Raw genomic sequence first — 18207 nt, 5'->3', positions numbered from 1 at the left:
AATAGGGTAATACATGGAAAACTTTCAACTAGTCGTGGCAATACTGGGCGCGATAGCCATCATCGCGGTGCTAGTGCATGGTTTATGGTCGATTCGTAAGCAGCGGCCAAGGCCACTGCGCGACAGCCCGACGGCAAAGGTTTATAAAGATAAATCTAATAGTAAAGGGCTTGACCGTGATGGTTTTGATGCCGATGGCATTGGTGAGGTGCGCGTGCGTAAAGTGCACGCTGATGACAGTGATGCAGAATCTACTCCAGCTCGCCCAGCGAAAACACAGGGTCATACCCCAGTGCAACGTATCCGACCTGCTACAGCATCAAGCGATGATGTCAACCTAGCGTCTGAGCCAAGCATCAAAGCCAGTCGTGAGCGCCGCGAACCTAGCATGGGGCAAGATAAAGCTCAATCGCACCAATCTGCTGGAGCAGCCACGCAATTAAGTCACAGTACGCCACCATCTAAGCCGCTCAGTGCTGCGCCAAGTGCCGCTGAGCTTGCCGATGCTTATCAAAACGATCCTTATCAAGATGATTTTGACACCAGCTTTGATGATTTTGATGATGAAATTATTGAAGATGATGCGCCGCTAGGCGATCCGGTTGATGTATTGGTATTGCACTTAGTGGCTAAAGAAGGCCAAGTAATCCACGGCGCCGAATTATTACCTTGCTTGCTGGCTCTGAATTTTAAATATGGCGATATGAACATTTTCCATCGTCATCAAGATAATGCCGGCAATGGCAAGGTGTTATTTTCTATGGCGAACATGCTTAAGCCTGGCATATTTGACCCAGATACCATGGAGCAATTTAGCACCCATGGCGTGGTATTGTTTATGACTCTGCCTTGCCACGGTGATGCCTTAATTAACTTCCAGATCATGCTCAATTCAGCAGAGCAAATGGCTGATGATTTGGATGCTCAAGTGCTCGATGGTAGCCGTCAGCCATGGGATGATTATACTAAGCAAGCTTATATTCAACGCATCCGCCGCCAAATGTAAGTTGAGCACACTCAGTTAACAAAGGCCGCTCGCGCGGCCTTCTTGTTTTATGGATACGACAATGCAAGCGATTAAACAACAAATTGCGGCTTTGACCGCCGAGCTAAACCAACACAACATTCGCTATTATGTGGATGATGCGCCATCAATCCCAGATGCTGAATATGATCGCTTAATGCAAGCGTTAAAAGCCTTAGAGCAAGCCCATCCTGAGTTAGTACTGCCAGATTCCCCGAGCCAACGAGTAGGTGGCGCCGCGCTTGCTAAGTTCACCCAAGTGACTCACCTTAAGCCCATGCTCAGCCTAGATAATGCCTTTGATGAAACGGACTTTACCGGCTTTTATAAACGCTTGACCGATAGAGTCGGTAATGTGCGTTTTTGCTGTGAGCCTAAGCTTGATGGTTTAGCGGTAAGCTTATTGTATCGCGATGGCGTGTTAGAGCGCGCAGCTACTCGCGGCGATGGTAGCGTTGGTGAAGATATTACTGAAAATGTGCGCACCATTCGCTCTATCCCACTGCGCCTTCGCGGTGAAAACTATCCGCAGTTAATGGAAGTGCGCGGCGAAGTGTTTATGCCAAAAGCTGCCTTTGAGAGCTTAAATGTACGGGCGGCAGCGAAAGGTGATAAGACCTTTGTTAATCCACGTAATGCCGCCGCCGGCAGTTTACGTCAGCTTGATAGTAAAATTGCCGCGTCCCGCGCTCTGGATTTTTATGCCTATGCTCTTGGCGTGGTAGAAGATGCCGTTGAGCCTCTGGCCATGACGCATTATCAGCAGTTGCAGCAGTTAAAAACGTGGGGATTCCCTGTCAGCCATGAAGTGAAACTGGCGGATGACCTTGAGCAAGTCTTTGCTTATTATCAAGATGTAATGCAACGCCGTGCAAGCTTAGCCTTTGATATCGATGGCGTAGTATTTAAGGTTGATGATATAGAGCAGCAATTAACCTTAGGCTTTGTGGCTAAGGCGCCGCGCTGGGCCATTGCTTATAAATTTCCCGCACAAGAAGAAATGACCTTACTTGAAGGCGTTGATTTCCAAGTAGGTCGTACGGGCGCGGTAACGCCGGTAGCCCGCTTGCAACCTGTGTTTGTCGGCGGTGTTACTGTATCGAACGCCACCTTGCATAATATGGATGAAATTGCCCGTTTAGGCGTCATGGTGGGCGATACTGTGATTATTCGCCGTGCTGGCGATGTTATCCCGCAAATTGTGGCCGTGGTGGCTGACAAGCGTCCTTCTAATGCTTGCGCCATTGAATTTCCCGAGGCTTGTCCTGTTTGTGGTTCGCTGGTGGAGCGTGTAGAAGGCGAAGCCGTAGCGCGCTGCAGTGGCGGTTTATTCTGTGAAGCCCAACGTAAAGAAGCCATTAAACATTTTGCCTCTCGTAAAGCCCTTGATATCGATGGCATGGGCGATAAAGTGGTCGAGCAGCTAATTGATAAAGAGTTAGTGCATAGTCCAGCGGATTTATTTCACCTTAATGCATCTATGATCACCATGCTTGATCGGATGGGCATGAAGTCTGCGACTAATTTAGTGGCCGCCATTAATGCGGCTAAAAATACCACCTTAGCGAAATTCCTGTATGCCTTAGGTATTCGCGAAGTAGGTGAAGCCACCGCGGCTAATTTGGCGCAGCACTTTCGTCAGTTGTCCTCTGTGCAGCACGCCAATATAGAGCAACTGCTCGCCGTCTCAGATGTGGGCGCGGTAGTAGCGCAGCACATTCATCATTTCTTTGCGCAACCGCATAATATAGAAGTGATTGATAAGCTCATTGCTGCTGGCGTGCAGTGGCCAGAAATTGCTGAAGTTGAAGCAGGTGCCTTGCCACTTGAAGGTCAGACTTGGGTATTAACCGGCACTTTAACTGAACTCAACCGCAATGATGCTAAAGCTAGGTTGCAGGCCTTAGGCGCTAAAGTAGCTGGCAGTGTGTCTAAAAACACGCATTGCGTGGTAGCAGGTGAAGCGGCAGGCTCAAAACTCGCGAAAGCTCAAGAGCTTGGGGTTGAAGTTTGGGACGAAACACAGCTCTTGGCATTCTTTGCCGAGCTTGAAAGATGAACTATGTTAATTAATCATCTTAAAAAAAGCCTGCAATAGCAGGCTTTTTTGCAATTGAGTTATTTCATTAGGTGAATCTTATTTAATAGCCCTTGTGTATGTAGGTCCTATCGCCATATCTTATGTCATGAACAGAGGAGACTGAATTGGATTTACAAACAATCGCCTGGCGTGATGACCATGGCCGAGTGGCGCCGCCATTCTTACTTTATTTATTACTGGCATTTCTAGGTCGTGGTTATGTTATTTGGGTCATATCTTTGACGCAAGCGGCTGATCGCGCAGGGTTAGTGAGAATATTTTATCCATTACAAATGGATTTTATTCAGTCACTGGTGACTGGCCTTGGCGCTGTGCTGTTGTTTGTGCTGGTGTTGGCAGAACGTCGCCGTAAGCCCACTTGGCTCAAAACGCCTTTTTCCTTATTTAAATGGTTATTGATGATGATGCTAGTGCTAGAAGCATGGCAATTAGCCACTCGCATTGATCATACCTTTGTGGTGTTCCATTGGATGACGGCATTAGATGGCTTAGCCTTATTCTGGGGCTCAATTTACTTAGCTAAGTCTAAGCATTTACAAGCTTATTTAGACGAGTGGCCTTCAGAGGTGTTAACGACTTAAATCGTATTTTCATAAAACAGCCAGCTTATATGCTGGCTGTTTTTATTTATGTCGAGCGGTTTGTTTTTATGAACTAGGGCGGCATGGCTTGATTGCGTTTAGCGCGACTATTGCCAAGTTACCCACATAATGCCTGCGCGATTTCAATCAGGCTTAACTATAGTGAATTAGCTAGCTGTGAAGTAGAAAGATCTCAGACTCACGTGATTCAGTCTGAGGTGACAAAGGAGTGTCTTAGATTGGCCAAAGAGCACTTGCCGCAAATCCCCCTGAATAGGTTACAAGTTGGCTTAACCGTCAAATTGCCCTTATCTTGGCAAGATAATCCATTCTGGATAAATCGCATTACTCTGAGCTCTCCGCTGCAGATAGAAATGATCCGCGGCTTAGGCTGCCAATTTGTGTATTTGATTGCCGGAGAGCCGCTGGTTGAACCAGATCATACTGAAGACTCAAACCGCGATAATCATCACTTATCAGGGTCTCATTCCCATAGTCAGCAATTTCAAACACGTAAAGCCATTCGCCTTAGTCAACAGCGTTTTTTGCATGCGGTTAATGATACTCGTATGACTTACCGTCTGTTAGGTCATGATCCTCAAGGTGCCATTAAATTAGCCGAGCAATTAGCCCTTGAAATGATTGATCATTTGCAAGAGTACCCCACGGCTAAATTAGCCTTAGTGGACTTAGGTGATACTCAAATTAGTGTGACTCAGCATTCAAGCTCTGTGGCGGTATTAGCCTTAAGCATTGGCCGCGCCCTAAATTTACCCATTGATGACCTTAAGTGCTTGGCACTTGGGAGTTTATTTCATGATATTGGCCTGTTAACTCTGCCTGACTCCCTGCGCGCCAGCCTATTTAGTTTAAGTGATGACGAGCGCAAACTGATGAAACTGCATACTCGTTTTAGCCACGAGCTAGTCGATAGCCCTGCGCGCTTTGATGAGCGAGTGTGCGATATTGCGTGTCATCATCATGAGTGTATTGACGGCAGTGGTTATCCTGATGGCTTACAGGGTAATGATATTCCGTTACTCACCCAAATAGTGGCCTTGGCTGATGAGTATGATCATCAAATAGGTGGCGATAATATGGGCTCCCCCCAAGGCGCACTTGGGCATTTATCTAACCATAGCGCCGGCAAGCATGCTCATGATCTTATGCAAACCTTAGTGAGTGTGCTTGGTCAATATCCGCCGGGTACCTTAGTGCGTTTATCTGATGGTTCCATAGGTAAGGTATTGATGACGTCAGCGAACGTGGAAACTCCCGCTGTTTGGGGCTGCGAGATTGATGGTACAGACGCTGGGCTTAAATTTCTGGCGAGCGCCAATTTACGCATTGAAGAAGTCATTAAGCTTGAATCCCTCACTGAACATGCCATAAAAGCGCTGAAGGCCGATGCTGCCATCAGTTATTACTTCACCGCTGCCGCTAAGTGAATGTTTGAATGCAAAACTTAACGTCATTGCTAATGTCTGTTAATCCCTCATCCCTCATATTTAATAAATGCTTGCTAATGGTTTAATCTGGTGTCGTCATCATTAGCGACTTGATACTATCTTACTGATAATCATTATTTTTAGTGGCAATTCTCGAGGCGATAATAACTATGAGTAATAACAAAGTGGCAATTATTGCCTGTGGCTGGTTTGGTTTGCCATTAGCTCAAGCATTAACTCAGCAAGGTTGGCAAGTGTCGGGTACGCGCCGAAGCGAGCAAGGCGCGGCGCAGTTACAAGAGCTTGGCATTACAGGTTTTGTGTTGGATTTAGCTCAGCCTGAATCATTAGTAGTAGCCAGTAAGCAAGGTCTACTTGATGCTGACACCATAATAATTAATATTCCACCTGGGCTTCGCGGTGGTCAAAGTAGTGAGGATTACTTAGCGCAGTTACGCAGTTTGCGCCAAGCCATTATCCATAGTGGTAATAAGCGGGTAATTTTTATTAGTACCACAGGTGTGTACCCAGATGCTGACGTGGATGAAACCTGCGCGCCATCGATTGAGGCGAGGGCGCAAGTGTTTGTTGCCGCAGAGCAATTATTTAGTGATTTCCCCAATGCCTGCACAGTGCGCTTTGCTGGGCTCGTTGGCCCTAAACGCCACCCCGGGCGATTTTTTGCGGGTAAAACCGCCGTTACCGATGGTCACTTGGCCGTCAATCTAGTGCATCTTGATGATTGCATTGCTGGGGTTATCTGTTTACTTAAGACGCCTCATTGCAGTGGCATTTATAATCTGTGCGCGCCAGAGCATCTTAATAAACAAACATTTTATCAGTATGCGGCTAAGCATTTAGGCTTAACGCCGCCGGAGTTTTCTACGTTTAGCGCGGCAAGCATCAAGAGTAAACGTGTTAGCGGCGATAAAATCTGTCAGCAGTTAGGCTTTCGCTATCAGCATCCTGAGTTACGGGCCATGCTAGATTTTTGCTAAACGCATCTAAGGCAGCAGTATCTAAGACAAAAGAGCAAACAAACGCGCGCCACTAGCATTGCGCTAGCGGCGCATTTTTATAGGCTGCAATAATATGACCAACATCAGTATCGCTGGCTTGGTTAACGCGCTGATAATGCTTGAGCAAATTATCACGATAGCGCTCAGCTAACTGAGTTTGGTGCTTAGAGGTAAGTTCGATAGTTTGCCACAACTTAGCACCCACAGGGCTAATAGCACTTACAGCCCGATTGTCGCGCGCTGGCGCTAATGCCCCTGTAGATGTTACTGACAAGATTTCATAATAACGCTGATTTTCTTCAAGCAGCACTTCATCATTAAGACTAAAACCTAAGTCAATTAAGCGGCTACGTAAATGAAAGGTCTGATTGGTCGGGCATAACAGCCAGTCAATAGTAAGTTCTGGATGGCGCCCATGAATATCAGCAATAAAGCGCGACATTAACTCGCCGCCAACGCCAGCAATGATCACTAAGGTGTTACCTGGGAAGCTTTCAAGCGGTAATTGACTCACATCTAAACAATGGGTTTGGTAAGCGCGGTTGTCTGGGTAAAAGCGCTGCAGTTTCTCATCCAGTTGCGCCATTAAGCTTGGCACTATATCAACGAAATGAATGTGGGGCGCGGCTTGGCGCGTTAATAGCGCGGCGCCTAAAAATCCATGATCGCAGCAGCAATCCCACACATGCTGATAATCATTGGCGACCATAGCATCGAGTTGATCTAAGCGTTTACTAAGTTTCAATGGCAAGCCTTTGGCGACAAAAAACGCGTATTGTAATGATATTCGCCGTTTCTTGCCATCATAAGGGGCGAAGGTATCACCTAGGCTTAGATTTGTAGGGTGAACGTTCAAACATGTGCCAACATCGGAAAGCTAGGTGAAAACAGAAGAAAGATAGACTCCAATCAATGCATCACAAGGGTATTAGCTGAAACACTCTAATTGCTCTTAACCTAATGCGTTGATATCTTGGATCTAATTTAGGTTATGAACTACGGCTGCGCTTAAGTTTTATATGCTTAAGTTTTATGTGCTTATTGCCGTTAATGCCATCCTCTTTTTTTAAGGAAATAGTATGTTTAGTGCTTACACTTGGGCCTTTTGGGGCATAGTTGTATTGATAGCCACCTTATTGGTGCAAGCCTTAGTTGCCGCCTTTAGTAAGGCATCACAACCTGGTGCCATTCCAGGTAAAATCGATGCGTCTTTAAGTCACGCATCATTTGTGTTTCGCTCAAACCGCACTTTTGCTAACTCACTGGAAAATATCACGCCTATGCTGGGCTGCGCCTTGTTAGCGATATTAGTCGGCGCTAATGCGGCCGCGACTGCCGCGCTGATTTGGGTTATGGCGTTAGCGCGCCTTGTGCATATGTGGCTGTATTACGTGATAGCCACTGAGAAAAATCCCAGCCCGCGTAGTTACTTCTACTTACTGGCAATGCTGGCCAACATAGCGCTATTACTGCTGTGCGTAATCACGCTGGCCACGCAATCCATGGCTTAGCAATATTAGTAATTACTTAGTAACTTCATTGGCTTAGCTCATGTTGATAGTAAGCACTTAACCGCAAGCGCCTAATTGCGCTTGCCTTGTTAGGGTTTAGCTTTACAATCGCCCTCGTTTTAATATTATCAAAGAGCATTTATGACATTGCAAACAGTCGATTATCAAGCTGACAATGCCGCTGAGCTATTCGTGAAATCCTTACATGAAACTGGCTTTGGGGTTCTTAAAAACCATCCTATTCCGCAAGAATTAGTTGAATCTATTTATCAACAGTAGCAAGAGTTTTTTAATTCAGAACGCAAATATCAATTTGAGTTTTCACCAGCAACTCAAGATGTCAAGATGGTTACTTTCCTGCTAGCGTGTCAGAAACCGCTAAAGGCCATAGCGTTAAAGACATTAAAGAGTACTTTCATGTCTATCCGTGGGGCAAGATCCCGCCTGAATTGTTTGAGCAAATTCTTGATTATTATCAGCGCAGCAACGCCTTTGCCGCCGAGTTATTAGCTTGGGTTGAGGCCTATGCGCCAGCAGCAGTGCAGGCCAATTTATCCATGGCGTTATCTGAGATGATTAAAGATAGCCACAAGACCTTACTGCGTATTTTGCATTACCCGCCAATGACAGGTGTGGAAGAGCCTGGCGCTATTCGCGCTGCTGCCCATGAAGACATTAATCTATTAACTATTTTACCGGCGGCCAATGAGCCTGGTTTGCAGGTGCTGGCTAAAAATGGGGAATGGTTAGATGTGCCGTGTGATTTTGGTAACTTGATCATTAATATCGGCGACATGCTGCAAGAAGCCTCAGGTGGATACTTTCCATCGACGACTCACCGAGTGATCAATCCAAGTGGTGAGCGTAGTCAGCATTCACGTTTATCTTTGCCGCTATTTTTACACCCTAAGCCTGAGGTGGTGCTATCTGAGCGCTATACGGCGGACTCTTACTTAATGGAGCGCCTGCGCGAACTAGGGCTGATTTAAGCTATTAATCAGGCTGTGGCAAGTATTTTTTAATACTTGCCACAGCCTGACATTCATTTAAGCCGCATCTCTTTACATAGCATTACATACTAGATTGCATTACACATTACATGGCATGAGCGACTTGCTGGCGTCTTAATTTGATAAAATAACTCAGTGGAATAATAGCGATAAGGATTAAGCCGCTTGCCCAATAACCATTGTTTTGCACCCCATAGTTAATCGCCACTAGGCTGCCAATTAGCGCGCCGCTACCAATCCCGACATTAAATAAGCCAGAATAGATTGCCATAGCGACATCGGTGGCTTCTGGCGCTAATTTCAATGCCTTAGCTTGTAATGATAAACACAATAACATTAAGGCGGTGCCCCAAATAATGCACAAGGGCACAAGTAGCGTGAGATTTTGCGCCGCTGTCGGAAGCATAGCCATGCACGAACCTATGGCGGCTATGGCCCCTATGATTAATGACTGGCCGTGATTGCCATAGAAATGGCTAAATAGCACGCTAGCGATTAAGCCCGCCGCGCCAAATATCAGCAACACTAAGGTAGTAATGCCAGCAGAATAGCCAAAGTGTTCTTGCAAGAGCGGCTCTAAATAGGTGTAAACGCTGTAGTGAGCCGTCACTAAACACACGGTTAATACAAACAAGCTTATCAGTGCTTTATTTTTGATTAAGCTTGGTAAACTGCGCCAGTTGCCGCCATGGGTTGCAGGTAATTTAGGTAGGCCGCGCCACAGCAGTAACATCATGATAAAGGTAAATAGCCCGATTAAGGCAAAGATGCTGCGCCAGCCAATCAACTGACCTATCACGCGCCCGAGTGGAATGCCTAGCACTAGCGCCAATACGCCGCCAGTAGCAAAAATACTTAAGGCTTTAGCGCCTTGATTATTCGGGGCGAGACGCACCACAAGCGCTGGCGCTATGGCCCAAAATAACGCATGGGTAAAGGCTATGCCGATACGGCCGGATAATAAGACGTCATAACTTGGCGCAAACACGCAAATGGCGTGGCTAACTACAAAGATGGCCATTAATCCCAGCAATAACTTTTTACGCTCGAAACGGGCAAACAGCAGCACAGCTGGCAAGGAGGCGAGGGCGACAACGCTTGCGTAAACCGTTAGCATTGGGCCGACATCCACCGCACTCATGCCAAAACTCTGCCCCAACGCCGCTAAAATGCCCACAGGCACAAATTCAGTCGAGACAAACACAAAAGCGGTTAGTGCCAGTAAAATGATCGGCGCCCACGCGCTGAGACCTTGTTTCATTAAGCCATTCATCCATTTGAGAAAAGTCGGCCAGTGTAGGCGCAAATAATCATCAAGGCGAGAGCAAGCGCGCATTAATCTTGATTGTGTGAGCGAGTGAAAAGTTTTTAGCTTTTGATTTCTTATTGGTTACGAAATATTGGATTCGTAGTGGCATTAAAAATTGTTGGGCTTTTTTATTCATTTTGACTATTGGGTTTATGATTTATCTTGGCTTGGATGCAGTTTCAATTTCAACCCAAGGATCACAGTATTTGTATGATTTAGGCAAACGGTTAATGGTCTTTGGTCCATTGATATGGCTTGCCCTTTTTGCTAGCAAGCAACAAGCGCAAAATAAGCGCCTTGAACAAGAATACGCACATAAAGAAGCTGTAACTAAAACCTTTGTTGGTCATCAGCGACAAATAGAAAAACTTGCTGAAAGTGATAAAAAAGACTCACTTCTTGTGCAGTTAGCAAAAACTACGATCAACACAATCGAATTCAATCCAAGCTCAACATTGGAAAAGTAAAATCCAAAGAAAGACTTACCAGCATCTGAACTATTAGATTTAGCAAAGAAAGCTGTAGATAAAGTCGGTAAATAATTGCTTAAAACTAAATAAGGATAGGCGGCGTGTAGTCGCGACCAAGTCCAAGAGTTGTACCATTAGGCTACCAACCAAAGAAGCCATACATTTACCGACAAATACAACCATGCCGCTGGCATTAAGGCCTGCGGCGTGGTTGTATGCAGTTAAAGCAAACTGTTAATGGCCATCGATAAAGATGAACTTAATCAAGAACAATATTGCAACCACGACGACGCAAGGGTGAATGTCACGCCATCTTCCGCAGCCAGCTTTGATGACGCAGTAGCTGATAAAGCCGGCAGCAATACCTTCGGTAATCGAGAAGGTAAATGGCATCATCACTGCAGTGATAAAAGCGGGAGCCGCTTCGCTCAGATCGTTCCATTTTACCTTGGTCAGGCCGGCGGTCATCATCACGCCAACGTAGATAAGTGCTCCGGCTACGGCATAGGCAGGTACCATCGCTGCCAGTGGCGACAAGAAGATCACCCCAAGGAACAGTAAACCCACCACGACTGAGGTTAAGCCTGTACGGCCGCCCACGGCAACACCAGAGGAGCTTTCAATATAGGCAGTGACACTGGAGGTGCCCATATAGGCGCCGGCCACACTGTTGAGTGAGTCTACTTGCAGCGCTTTGCCCATATTAGGGAAGCGGCCCTTGTCATCGTTGATGCCGCAGCGCTCGGTCACAGCAATCATGGTGCCTGAGCTATCAAACATGCTCACTAGTGCGAAGGAGAAGATCACCCCAGCTAGGCCAATATCCAAAATGGCACTCAGATCCAGTTGACCAAAGACATGACCGATGGCCGGTGGCATAGAGACGATACCGCTAAACTGTACATCACCGCACAAAGCCGCCAACAGGGTGACCACTAGGGTTGAAATAAGCACAGCTGAATTGACGCCACGGTAGGCCAGGATAATGATGATAAAGAAGCCTAAAGAGCCCAGCACCACAGGCAATGAGGTTAATTCACCCACTTTTACCAAAGTATTAGGATCGGCCACCACCAACCCACTGTTCTTAAAGCCGAGCAGCGCAATCAGCAAGCCAATACCGGCTGGGATCCCGGTTCTTAGACCCGCAGGAATATTCTCCAGTAGCCATTGACGTAACCCAACAACTGACACTAGGGCAAAAATTACGGCGCCCCAGAATACCGAGCCCATAGCAACCTGCCAGCTGACGCCCATGCCGAGGGTGACTGAGAACGCAAAGAAGGCATTCAGACCCATGGCCGGCGCCAAGGCAATCGGCAAATTAGCAATCAGACCCATAGAGATACTGCCTAGCGCTGCCGCTAAACAAGTGATCACAAACACCGCTTTGGTGTCCATGCCCGCGGCCCCTAGAATTTGCGGGTTAACGAATACTATGTACACCATGGTCATAAAAGTTGTGAAACCGGCGACCACTTCGGTTGATGGCGAGGTGCGATTTGCGCTCAAGGCGAATATACGGTTCAGTAATTGGCCAAATCTAGACGTAGGTTGGTAATTTATGTCTGGTGCGTTCTTAACGGAGGAACTTTGCGGAAGTTGCATGAAGGGTTAGCTCGGTTTAAAAAAAAAACCATCGACAATAAGCCAGTGGATCTTAGCTAATTAAACCTCAAGTGGATGTAAAATTCGATCATGGTGACTTAATGCGTGAGCAATATCACTGTTTCTTATCAAAATAGCCCGCTAGCCAGTTGAAGCTAATTGTAAAGCTGTATTAAAAGAGAACGGGTACGTAAAAAACCGTTACTGTAATATGACTGATTTTAAAAAAGTGGAGCAAAGTCACTTTTTATCCCAAATTTGTAATAAAAGTACCGAATTGGGATGGTGTATATGGGATTAGAACGCCTTTTCACAATTGGGGATCTGGTAACGAATTGCTTTGGTATGAAGCATACAGCAGTACGAAGCATAATAGGCACGATAACTTTTGTAACGCCAATTTAGACAATTGCACTGTCTATAGTCCCAGTACCCAGTAATAGTATCTGGCGGTGACAACCCTATGTCAGAACTTGTGTTTTGGGGTTGTCGCAGAGCAGTCACTTAGCCACGATTATGCTTAACACTAAAAATATATGTGGACAAAAATAAATTATCGAGTAATATTTGCCTCGCTATGCTATTGAGAGTGATTAATGAAACATAAGTAAAAAGTAAAACCTCAGAATTCCTTCGTTATTGTTGTTATCCTCAGTTTTCCCTTATCTTCATCATCACATTAAATAATTCAATTTTTCAGTGCATCGCATTTTGCGAAATTTTTTTAATTAAATATAAGGGACACATAATGTCTAATACAACTGGTATCGTAAAGTGGTTTAACGAAGAGAAAGGTTTTGGTTTTATTACTCAAGACAATGGCGGTGCTGACGTATTCGTTCACTTCCGTGCAATCACTTCTGACGGCTTCAAAACTTTGGCTGAAGGCCAGAAAGTATCTTTCGAAGTAGAGCAAGGTCAAAAAGGCCTGCAAGCAGCTAACGTAATCGCGCTGTAATTTCGTAAGTAGACGTAAATGGTATATGCCATTTACGTCACTCAAAAAGCATGCAAAACACTAACGTTTAAGACCAGAGTTAATAAAGTAATCGATAATTCATCTACCTTAACAATCAACTGCAACAATAAAACGTTAATCCACATTTATATTTTATCTGCGAAAATATTAACATTCCCTTATCTGCCTGTTGTATATATCAATACGCTTTCTAATTGTTCGCTATATTTTGATAATTAACACTTAAAATAAGTTTATGACTGATGTTAAGTATTAATTATTATTCTGCATCATTAACGATATCTCATCTCTTTGGTTTAAAACGACTGTCGTTCAACCATCAAAACTGTATAAACTAAAAAACAAAAGGTAATAAATGCGAGTAAGTTTTAATATTTTTAAAAATAACATCTCTTGGGATGCACTAATCCATCAACTCAATGGTGATGTACTTTTGCGTCATGTGCTAGTGAAAGGTAATGTCGAAGACAGAGATATAGACTTTATCTATTGTGATGAAACCTGCCAAGGTCAGATAATCAATGGTAATAACGAGCTTATCGGTCACTTTTCGGCTACTCATTAGTAAAGCAACTTGGGTTAGCCCCTATCATTAACGCCCGTCTTTTTGACAACAAAGTGACAACCCAGCCTTTCACTATAAAACAATAAGAACATGCGCTCTTGAATCGCTTGCTGCCATTAGGCATTCATCACTTATCTCACTGCCAGTAAGGAGATGTCAGCTAAACCATCTCGCTAGCGCTAATATTGACTGGCGTTTCGACTTAAGCTATTGGCTTGGCTTTCCAATTCATTGAAGGCCGCATCAATCTTGTCGATGATGGCTGACACTTGTTGAGAATGATTTCCCACCAGCTTCATGCTCGTACTGATCTCTTTAGATACTTGGGTTTGCGCCTCAATGGATACCGCAATTTCACTGTTTAAGTTATGAATAGCATCGGTGGAGTCATTAATGTCATCAAATACCGCTGAAATACGTTTCATTTCAGCGCCAGCATTTTGCATCATGCCCGCGGCTTGGGAAACAGATCTAGACACTTGATTCGTGCGATTAAGTAAACTGTCGACAATGCCATCAATCTCTAACGTTGAGTCTTGGGTTCTTTGTGCTAATGAGCGCACTTCATCGGCAACGACCGCAAAACCGCGCCCTTGCTCACCAGCCCGCGCCGCTTCAATTGCCGCATTTAACGCCAACAGATTCGTCTGCTGAGCAATGGATTTAATCACCCCTAACACCTTAGTCACTTGGCTGCTTTCATCGACCAAGTGCTCCATAGCCTGTTCGGTTTGCGAGAACTCTTTATCTAATACCAACATGGCGTCAATAGCATGCTTTAAGGTGGATTGACCCTCGACAACCTTATGTTGATTTTCGGTCGCACGTTGCTTGGCATTGAGTGTGAAGTGATTGACGCCAGCCATGGTTTGCGTCATGTCGCCTACGGCTATCCTACTCGTGTCCACTTCTTTGGCCACCAGTGAGGAACTCCGCTGCGACTCTACAATCGATTGCTTAGTTTCTTTGGCCAACAAAGCAATTGATTTGGCTGCCAGCTCTGTTGTCGATAACGAATTAGCCAGTGAACTAATGAAGATATTGATTTGGGTAATAATCTCTCCGACTTCCCCTTCGGTAGCGACTGTGATCCGTTGGTTTAAATTTTTAGATTCTTGAATATCATGCAGTTGCTTGCTGGTGGCGACTAGTGGCGCAACCACGCGTCGATTGATCAATAGGTAGCCCATAATGGCAATGACGAACATCATAGCTAACACCGATTGAGCCAAGTATAACGCCCATTGTAACCCACTAAAATTATTAGTAAATTGTTCGGAAGTTCGGTTATCCAACGCGGTAAAAAAATCATCTATGGGGGCCATGATTTTCGCTTTTTCAACATGGTATTGATTGCTGTGTAATAGGTCTTTCGCCATCACTAAATCAGGTGCACCTTGAATGCTATAGGTTTGACTGCTGGGATCTTGAAAAATACCTTTGACCGCGTTCATCGCCTTAACCTCGAGCGCCACTAAGGCATCAGAATTGGCTTGCGCCTGTTCAAGTAGCGCAAACTCAGTGTCCGAGAACCCTAATTTTTTCATTTCTTGTTTAATCGCCACTGGACTGCCATCGGCTTTAGGCTTGTCGCCATGATTAAGTACAAGATCCCAATAGATTTGATGATATTGCTGCGGTCTTGGTATTTCGCCATTACGGATAGCCAGAATATCCATATACATTTTTTCGTATTTTTCATCGCCGGTAAGAGCGTAGGTGCGCGCTAAGCGCGTGAGATCATCTGAGGATTGACGCAGTTCGTCGGCAATTTGATAAGACTGGTAGCGGATATTAGCCACCTTGCCAAAGTCCTCAATTTTTTGGTTTACATTAATACTGAGGCCACCAGTTATCAATGCTGCTGTGGCGATCGCCACGAATACCACAGTCATTATTGTTTTTGTATTCATCATTGCTCATCCATGGGCTGCTATGGATTAAGCGTAGTGGACAAATGCTAACTGTAATAGTTTTAATTAACTCATTTAAAATGAAAACAAAATTTTTGATATCAGAGCGTGGCAGCAGCGTTCGATGTCAAAAAAACGACTCCATGAGCCGTTTTGAGGATATTAACGGCTTGTCGCGTCAATCGAAGGAACCATCTGTTAACACAGTGATTTGTTGCTGTAAGCATTAATACGAGAAAGACTGCGTGGGGGGATCGCTGCGCAAAATAACTCACAGGCACCAGAACAGCCAAGCATTAGTGAACCGAGGTGATTACAGGTTCACTAATGCTTGGCATTGCAAAGAACATTACTGTGTTGTAGTCGAGGCTTGCAGTTCAGTCATACCACCATTGAAACGGCTCTAATGCTCAAAGGGCTCATTACGTTGTCACTCGGTGCAACCTAAGGCTTTATTCATTTGCGGTTTCAACTGATGGATGTGGCATTAACTCACCTGTTCACCCCTGTTTATTAGCACTCACGGCAATTAACAATCGCTCATGGCTATTGATTACTGCTCATTGCTGTCGATTAGATTAGTAATCGCCCTGGCGATGAAATCTTTTTTCATTTGCGTGCGCGGGACTTTGTTATCAAACCAAAAATTCATAGGTTGATCAAAGCCAATACCATGCATGTAGTTATAAATGGCCTTTCTGAGGCCATCGCCAAGCATGTCATGATCTGTGCCTGTGGGGTCGTAAAATTCCACGTCATTTTCAGCAAATAAAATCTCAGGGCGCGGCGCTAAGGTAATGCCAAATTGCTCGGGGTTTTTACCAATAGGGCTGTGAACCGTGGCCACAAACCTATGCCAGTAAGCCGATTGGAAACAGCCTTGCTGCATCATTTGGCGCACCATTTCAAGCGCATCAACGGTTTCTTGCTCGGTTTGAGTTGGAAAACCATACATGAGATAGGCATGCACTAAGATGCCGGCATCACTAAAGGCTTTAGTGACCTGCGCTACGCGCTCGACACTCACGCCCTTTTTCATCAGCTTTAATAGTCTATCTGACGCGACTTCAAGGCCACCGCTCACGGCAATACAGCCAGAATCTGCCAGCAACTGACAACGCGCTGGGCTAAAGGTACGTTCAAAGCGAATATTGCCCCACCAACTGATCACAACTTTGCGCTCAATTAGACGTTTAGCAAAGGCAAACAATAGCTTAGGTGGCAGCGCCTCATCGACGAAATGAAAACCGGTTTCGCCAGTTTCTTCAATTAATTGCTCAATTCTATCAACCAGCATATCGGCGCCTGCGGCATCGTAACGGCCAATATAATCAAGGCTGACATCGCAAAAGCTGCATTTACGCCAGTAGCAGCCATGGGCTATGGTCAGTTTATTCCAGCGGCCATCGCTCCAAATGCGGTGCATGGGATTTAGCATTTCGCATAAGGATAAGTAATCGCCTAGGGGCAGGCCATCGTAAATCGGGGCACCAACTTCGGTTTGCGCAATATCGCTAAGCTCTGGATTTTCATTGAAATGCACATACGCTTGGCCATTGTCATCAGCCGCGAGGAAGTAGGTACGCACTAAATCATCAATCTCACGCTCGCCAGCAAAGTATTCAAGCAAGGTTAGAAAAGGGCGTTCGCCATCATCTAGACAAATAAAATCAACAAATTCAAATACGCGCGGATCTTTAAGGGCTCTAAGCTCAGTATTAATAAAGCCGCCGCCCATGACAATTGGGATCTCAGGATTAATGGCCTTACAGGTTTGCGCTATTCTAAGTGCGCCTAGCATATTGCCAGGGAAGGGCACAGTTAAGGCGATGACACTTGGCTGGGTATCTTCAAGATACATTTCAACCAGTTGCTCTAGAATTTCAGCGCTAAAGCTTGGCTCTTCCATCAAGGTATCATAGAGATTATCAAAACTAGGATTCGCCGCGGCGAGCTGCTCACCATAACGGCTGACCTCAAAGTGCGGATCCACGCCTTGAGTAATCACAGCCGATAAATCATTAATAAATAAGGTGGCCAGATACTTAGCTTTATCTTGAACCCCAAGATTACCAAAGGCTGCTTGCAGCACATCACCAGAGACAGCTTCCATTTGCGCAATAGTGTCAAATGCTGGGCCTTCGGGTAAAAAACGGCGCGAATTAATCCGCAGCGCCAAGCTTGGGTCTTTGCCTTGTAAAAAACGAATGGCAGGCTCTACCGCGACTTGATAGCGGTCAAACTCGCGTAGAAACTGGGCGATTACCGCTGGCAATTCATCATCTTCAAAATGCTCAAAATTTTGCTCAACATGCTGGCGCATAATTTCCAACGCTGGCGCTGTCATCATTTCGAGAAATAGCTCAATCGCCGGATCTCGCTGCTCCGCCTCATAACCTTGAGTGCGTAAAAAACCCGTCAAATACGCAGTCGCCGGATAAGGCGTATTGAGCTGAGTCATTGGGGGAGTCATTAGAAGAACGGTCATAGCCTGCCTTTAAATAGTAAAACTTGTATACCCAGTACGAGCTGAGTGTGGCAATCGATACGCTTGCCAAAAAGATGAGGGGGGATTCTAGCAAATCCGCCTTAGGGCGACTACTTCAAAGTGGTGAGTGACGGTTGTCCGCTATTGTTGTGCGAAGGCGCATTAGCTGTTAAGCCGCATT

Annotated in this window: 14 protein-coding genes and 2 pseudogenes; 11 read left to right on the top strand and 5 right to left on the bottom strand. The window is 45.4% G+C overall.

From position 1 onward, the window contains the following. Window positions 1–13: 13 nt before the first annotated feature. The 5 genes from zipA to AC1HDP_RS06230 all read left to right on the top strand — a co-directional run bounded on the left by zipA (window position 14) and on the right by AC1HDP_RS06230 (window position 6152). Window positions 14–1006, top strand: a complete 993-nt coding sequence (gene zipA / locus AC1HDP_RS06250) for a cell division protein ZipA (RefSeq protein ID WP_479638073.1) — start codon at window positions 14–16, stop codon at window positions 1004–1006. Window positions 1007–1067: 61 nt separating this feature from the next. Further along, window positions 1068–3083 carry an NAD-dependent DNA ligase LigA gene (gene ligA, locus AC1HDP_RS06245; RefSeq protein ID WP_479638072.1) on the top strand — a complete coding sequence of 672 codons (2016 nt, stop codon included), beginning with the start codon at window positions 1068–1070 and terminating at the stop codon, window positions 3081–3083. A 146-nt stretch (window positions 3084–3229) separates the two neighbouring features. Beyond that, on the top strand, window positions 3230–3706 hold the full coding sequence (locus AC1HDP_RS06240; protein ID WP_479638071.1) for a DUF2919 family protein: 477 nt from the start codon (window positions 3230–3232) through the stop codon (window positions 3704–3706). A gap of 239 nt (window positions 3707–3945) precedes the next feature. Continuing rightward, window positions 3946–5154: an HD-GYP domain-containing protein gene (locus tag AC1HDP_RS06235; RefSeq protein ID WP_479638070.1), complete on the top strand. Its 1209-nt coding sequence runs from the start codon at window positions 3946–3948 to the stop codon at window positions 5152–5154. Window positions 5155–5324: 170 nt separating this feature from the next. Further along, window positions 5325–6152, top strand: a complete 828-nt coding sequence (locus tag AC1HDP_RS06230) for an SDR family oxidoreductase (protein WP_479638069.1) — start codon at window positions 5325–5327, stop codon at window positions 6150–6152. A 52-nt stretch (window positions 6153–6204) separates the two neighbouring features. Here AC1HDP_RS06230 and AC1HDP_RS06225 read toward each other — a convergent pair whose 3' ends face one another. Next, window positions 6205–7029: a tRNA (adenine(22)-N(1))-methyltransferase gene (locus AC1HDP_RS06225; protein WP_479638068.1), complete on the bottom strand. Its 825-nt coding sequence runs from the start codon at window positions 7027–7029 to the stop codon at window positions 6205–6207. A gap of 223 nt (window positions 7030–7252) precedes the next feature. Between AC1HDP_RS06225 and AC1HDP_RS06220 the strand changes: the two genes are divergently transcribed. Together AC1HDP_RS06220 and AC1HDP_RS06215 are read left to right on the top strand one after the other, a co-directional pair. Then, window positions 7253–7684, top strand: coding sequence for an MAPEG family protein (locus AC1HDP_RS06220; RefSeq protein WP_479638067.1), 432 nt, complete (start codon window positions 7253–7255; stop codon window positions 7682–7684). A 141-nt stretch (window positions 7685–7825) separates the two neighbouring features. After that, window positions 7826–8673, top strand: a pseudogene (locus tag AC1HDP_RS06215) (isopenicillin N synthase family dioxygenase). Between the two features lie 106 nt (window positions 8674–8779). Here AC1HDP_RS06215 and AC1HDP_RS06210 read toward each other — a convergent pair. Continuing rightward, window positions 8780–9955 carry a sugar transporter gene (locus AC1HDP_RS06210; RefSeq protein ID WP_479638066.1) on the bottom strand — a complete coding sequence of 392 codons (1176 nt, stop codon included), beginning with the start codon at window positions 9953–9955 and terminating at the stop codon, window positions 8780–8782. A gap of 125 nt (window positions 9956–10080) precedes the next feature. On the opposite strand from AC1HDP_RS06210, the gene AC1HDP_RS06205 reads away from it, so the two are divergent. Next, window positions 10081–10470, top strand: coding sequence for a hypothetical protein (locus tag AC1HDP_RS06205; RefSeq protein WP_479638065.1), 390 nt, complete (start codon window positions 10081–10083; stop codon window positions 10468–10470). Window positions 10471–10707: 237 nt separating this feature from the next. On the opposite strand, the gene AC1HDP_RS06200 is transcribed toward AC1HDP_RS06205, so the two are convergent. After that, a complete protein-coding gene (locus AC1HDP_RS06200; protein WP_479638064.1) occupies window positions 10708–11985 on the bottom strand; it encodes an NCS2 family permease in 1278 nt (425 codons plus the stop codon). An 844-nt stretch (window positions 11986–12829) separates the two neighbouring features. Between AC1HDP_RS06200 and cspE the strand changes: the two genes are divergently transcribed. Further along, on the top strand, window positions 12830–13039 hold the full coding sequence (gene cspE / locus AC1HDP_RS06195; protein WP_012156476.1) for a transcription antiterminator/RNA stability regulator CspE: 210 nt from the start codon (window positions 12830–12832) through the stop codon (window positions 13037–13039). A 376-nt stretch (window positions 13040–13415) separates the two neighbouring features. Then, window positions 13416–13625 carry a hypothetical protein gene (locus AC1HDP_RS06190; RefSeq protein ID WP_479638063.1) on the top strand — a complete coding sequence of 70 codons (210 nt, stop codon included), beginning with the start codon at window positions 13416–13418 and terminating at the stop codon, window positions 13623–13625. Window positions 13626–13804: 179 nt separating this feature from the next. Here the strand turns inward: AC1HDP_RS06190 and AC1HDP_RS06185 are convergent, their stop codons facing one another. After that, a complete protein-coding gene (locus AC1HDP_RS06185; RefSeq protein WP_479639837.1) occupies window positions 13805–15538 on the bottom strand; it encodes a methyl-accepting chemotaxis protein in 1734 nt (577 codons plus the stop codon). A 245-nt stretch (window positions 15539–15783) separates the two neighbouring features. Here AC1HDP_RS06185 and AC1HDP_RS06180 point away from each other — a divergent pair. Beyond that, a pseudogene (locus AC1HDP_RS06180) lies at window positions 15784–15983 on the top strand (IS5/IS1182 family transposase); the annotation flags it as partial. A gap of 108 nt (window positions 15984–16091) precedes the next feature. Here AC1HDP_RS06180 and AC1HDP_RS06175 read toward each other — a convergent pair. Beyond that, window positions 16092–18026 carry a B12-binding domain-containing radical SAM protein gene (locus AC1HDP_RS06175; protein ID WP_479638062.1) on the bottom strand — a complete coding sequence of 645 codons (1935 nt, stop codon included), beginning with the start codon at window positions 18024–18026 and terminating at the stop codon, window positions 16092–16094. Window positions 18027–18207: the final 181 nt, after the last annotated feature.

This window comes from Shewanella sp. ISS20 (genome assembly GCF_056522965.1).
The sequence above is the reverse complement of the archived record's forward strand: the minus strand, read 5'-3'. Positions and strand labels throughout refer to the sequence as shown.

Excerpts from the sequence above, each read along its gene's own strand:
- zipA (WP_479638073.1), top strand. The coding sequence starts at position 14 with ATGGAAAACTTTCAACTAGTCGTGGCAATACTGGGCGCGATAGCCATC.
- ligA (WP_479638072.1), top strand. The coding sequence starts at position 1,068 with ATGCAAGCGATTAAACAACAAATTGCGGCTTTGACCGCCGAGCTAAAC.
- AC1HDP_RS06230 (WP_479638069.1), top strand. The coding sequence starts at position 5,325 with ATGAGTAATAACAAAGTGGCAATTATTGCCTGTGGCTGGTTTGGTTTG.
- AC1HDP_RS06220 (WP_479638067.1), top strand. The coding sequence starts at position 7,253 with ATGTTTAGTGCTTACACTTGGGCCTTTTGGGGCATAGTTGTATTGATA.
- AC1HDP_RS06210 (WP_479638066.1), bottom strand. The coding sequence starts at position 9,955 with ATGAAACAAGGTCTCAGCGCGTGGGCGCCGATCATTTTACTGGCACTA.
- cspE (WP_012156476.1), top strand. The coding sequence starts at position 12,830 with ATGTCTAATACAACTGGTATCGTAAAGTGGTTTAACGAAGAGAAAGGT.
- AC1HDP_RS06190 (WP_479638063.1), top strand. The coding sequence starts at position 13,416 with ATGCGAGTAAGTTTTAATATTTTTAAAAATAACATCTCTTGGGATGCA.
- AC1HDP_RS06185 (WP_479639837.1), bottom strand. The coding sequence starts at position 15,538 with ATGAATACAAAAACAATAATGACTGTGGTATTCGTGGCGATCGCCACA.
- AC1HDP_RS06175 (WP_479638062.1), bottom strand. The coding sequence starts at position 18,026 with ATGACCGTTCTTCTAATGACTCCCCCAATGACTCAGCTCAATACGCCT.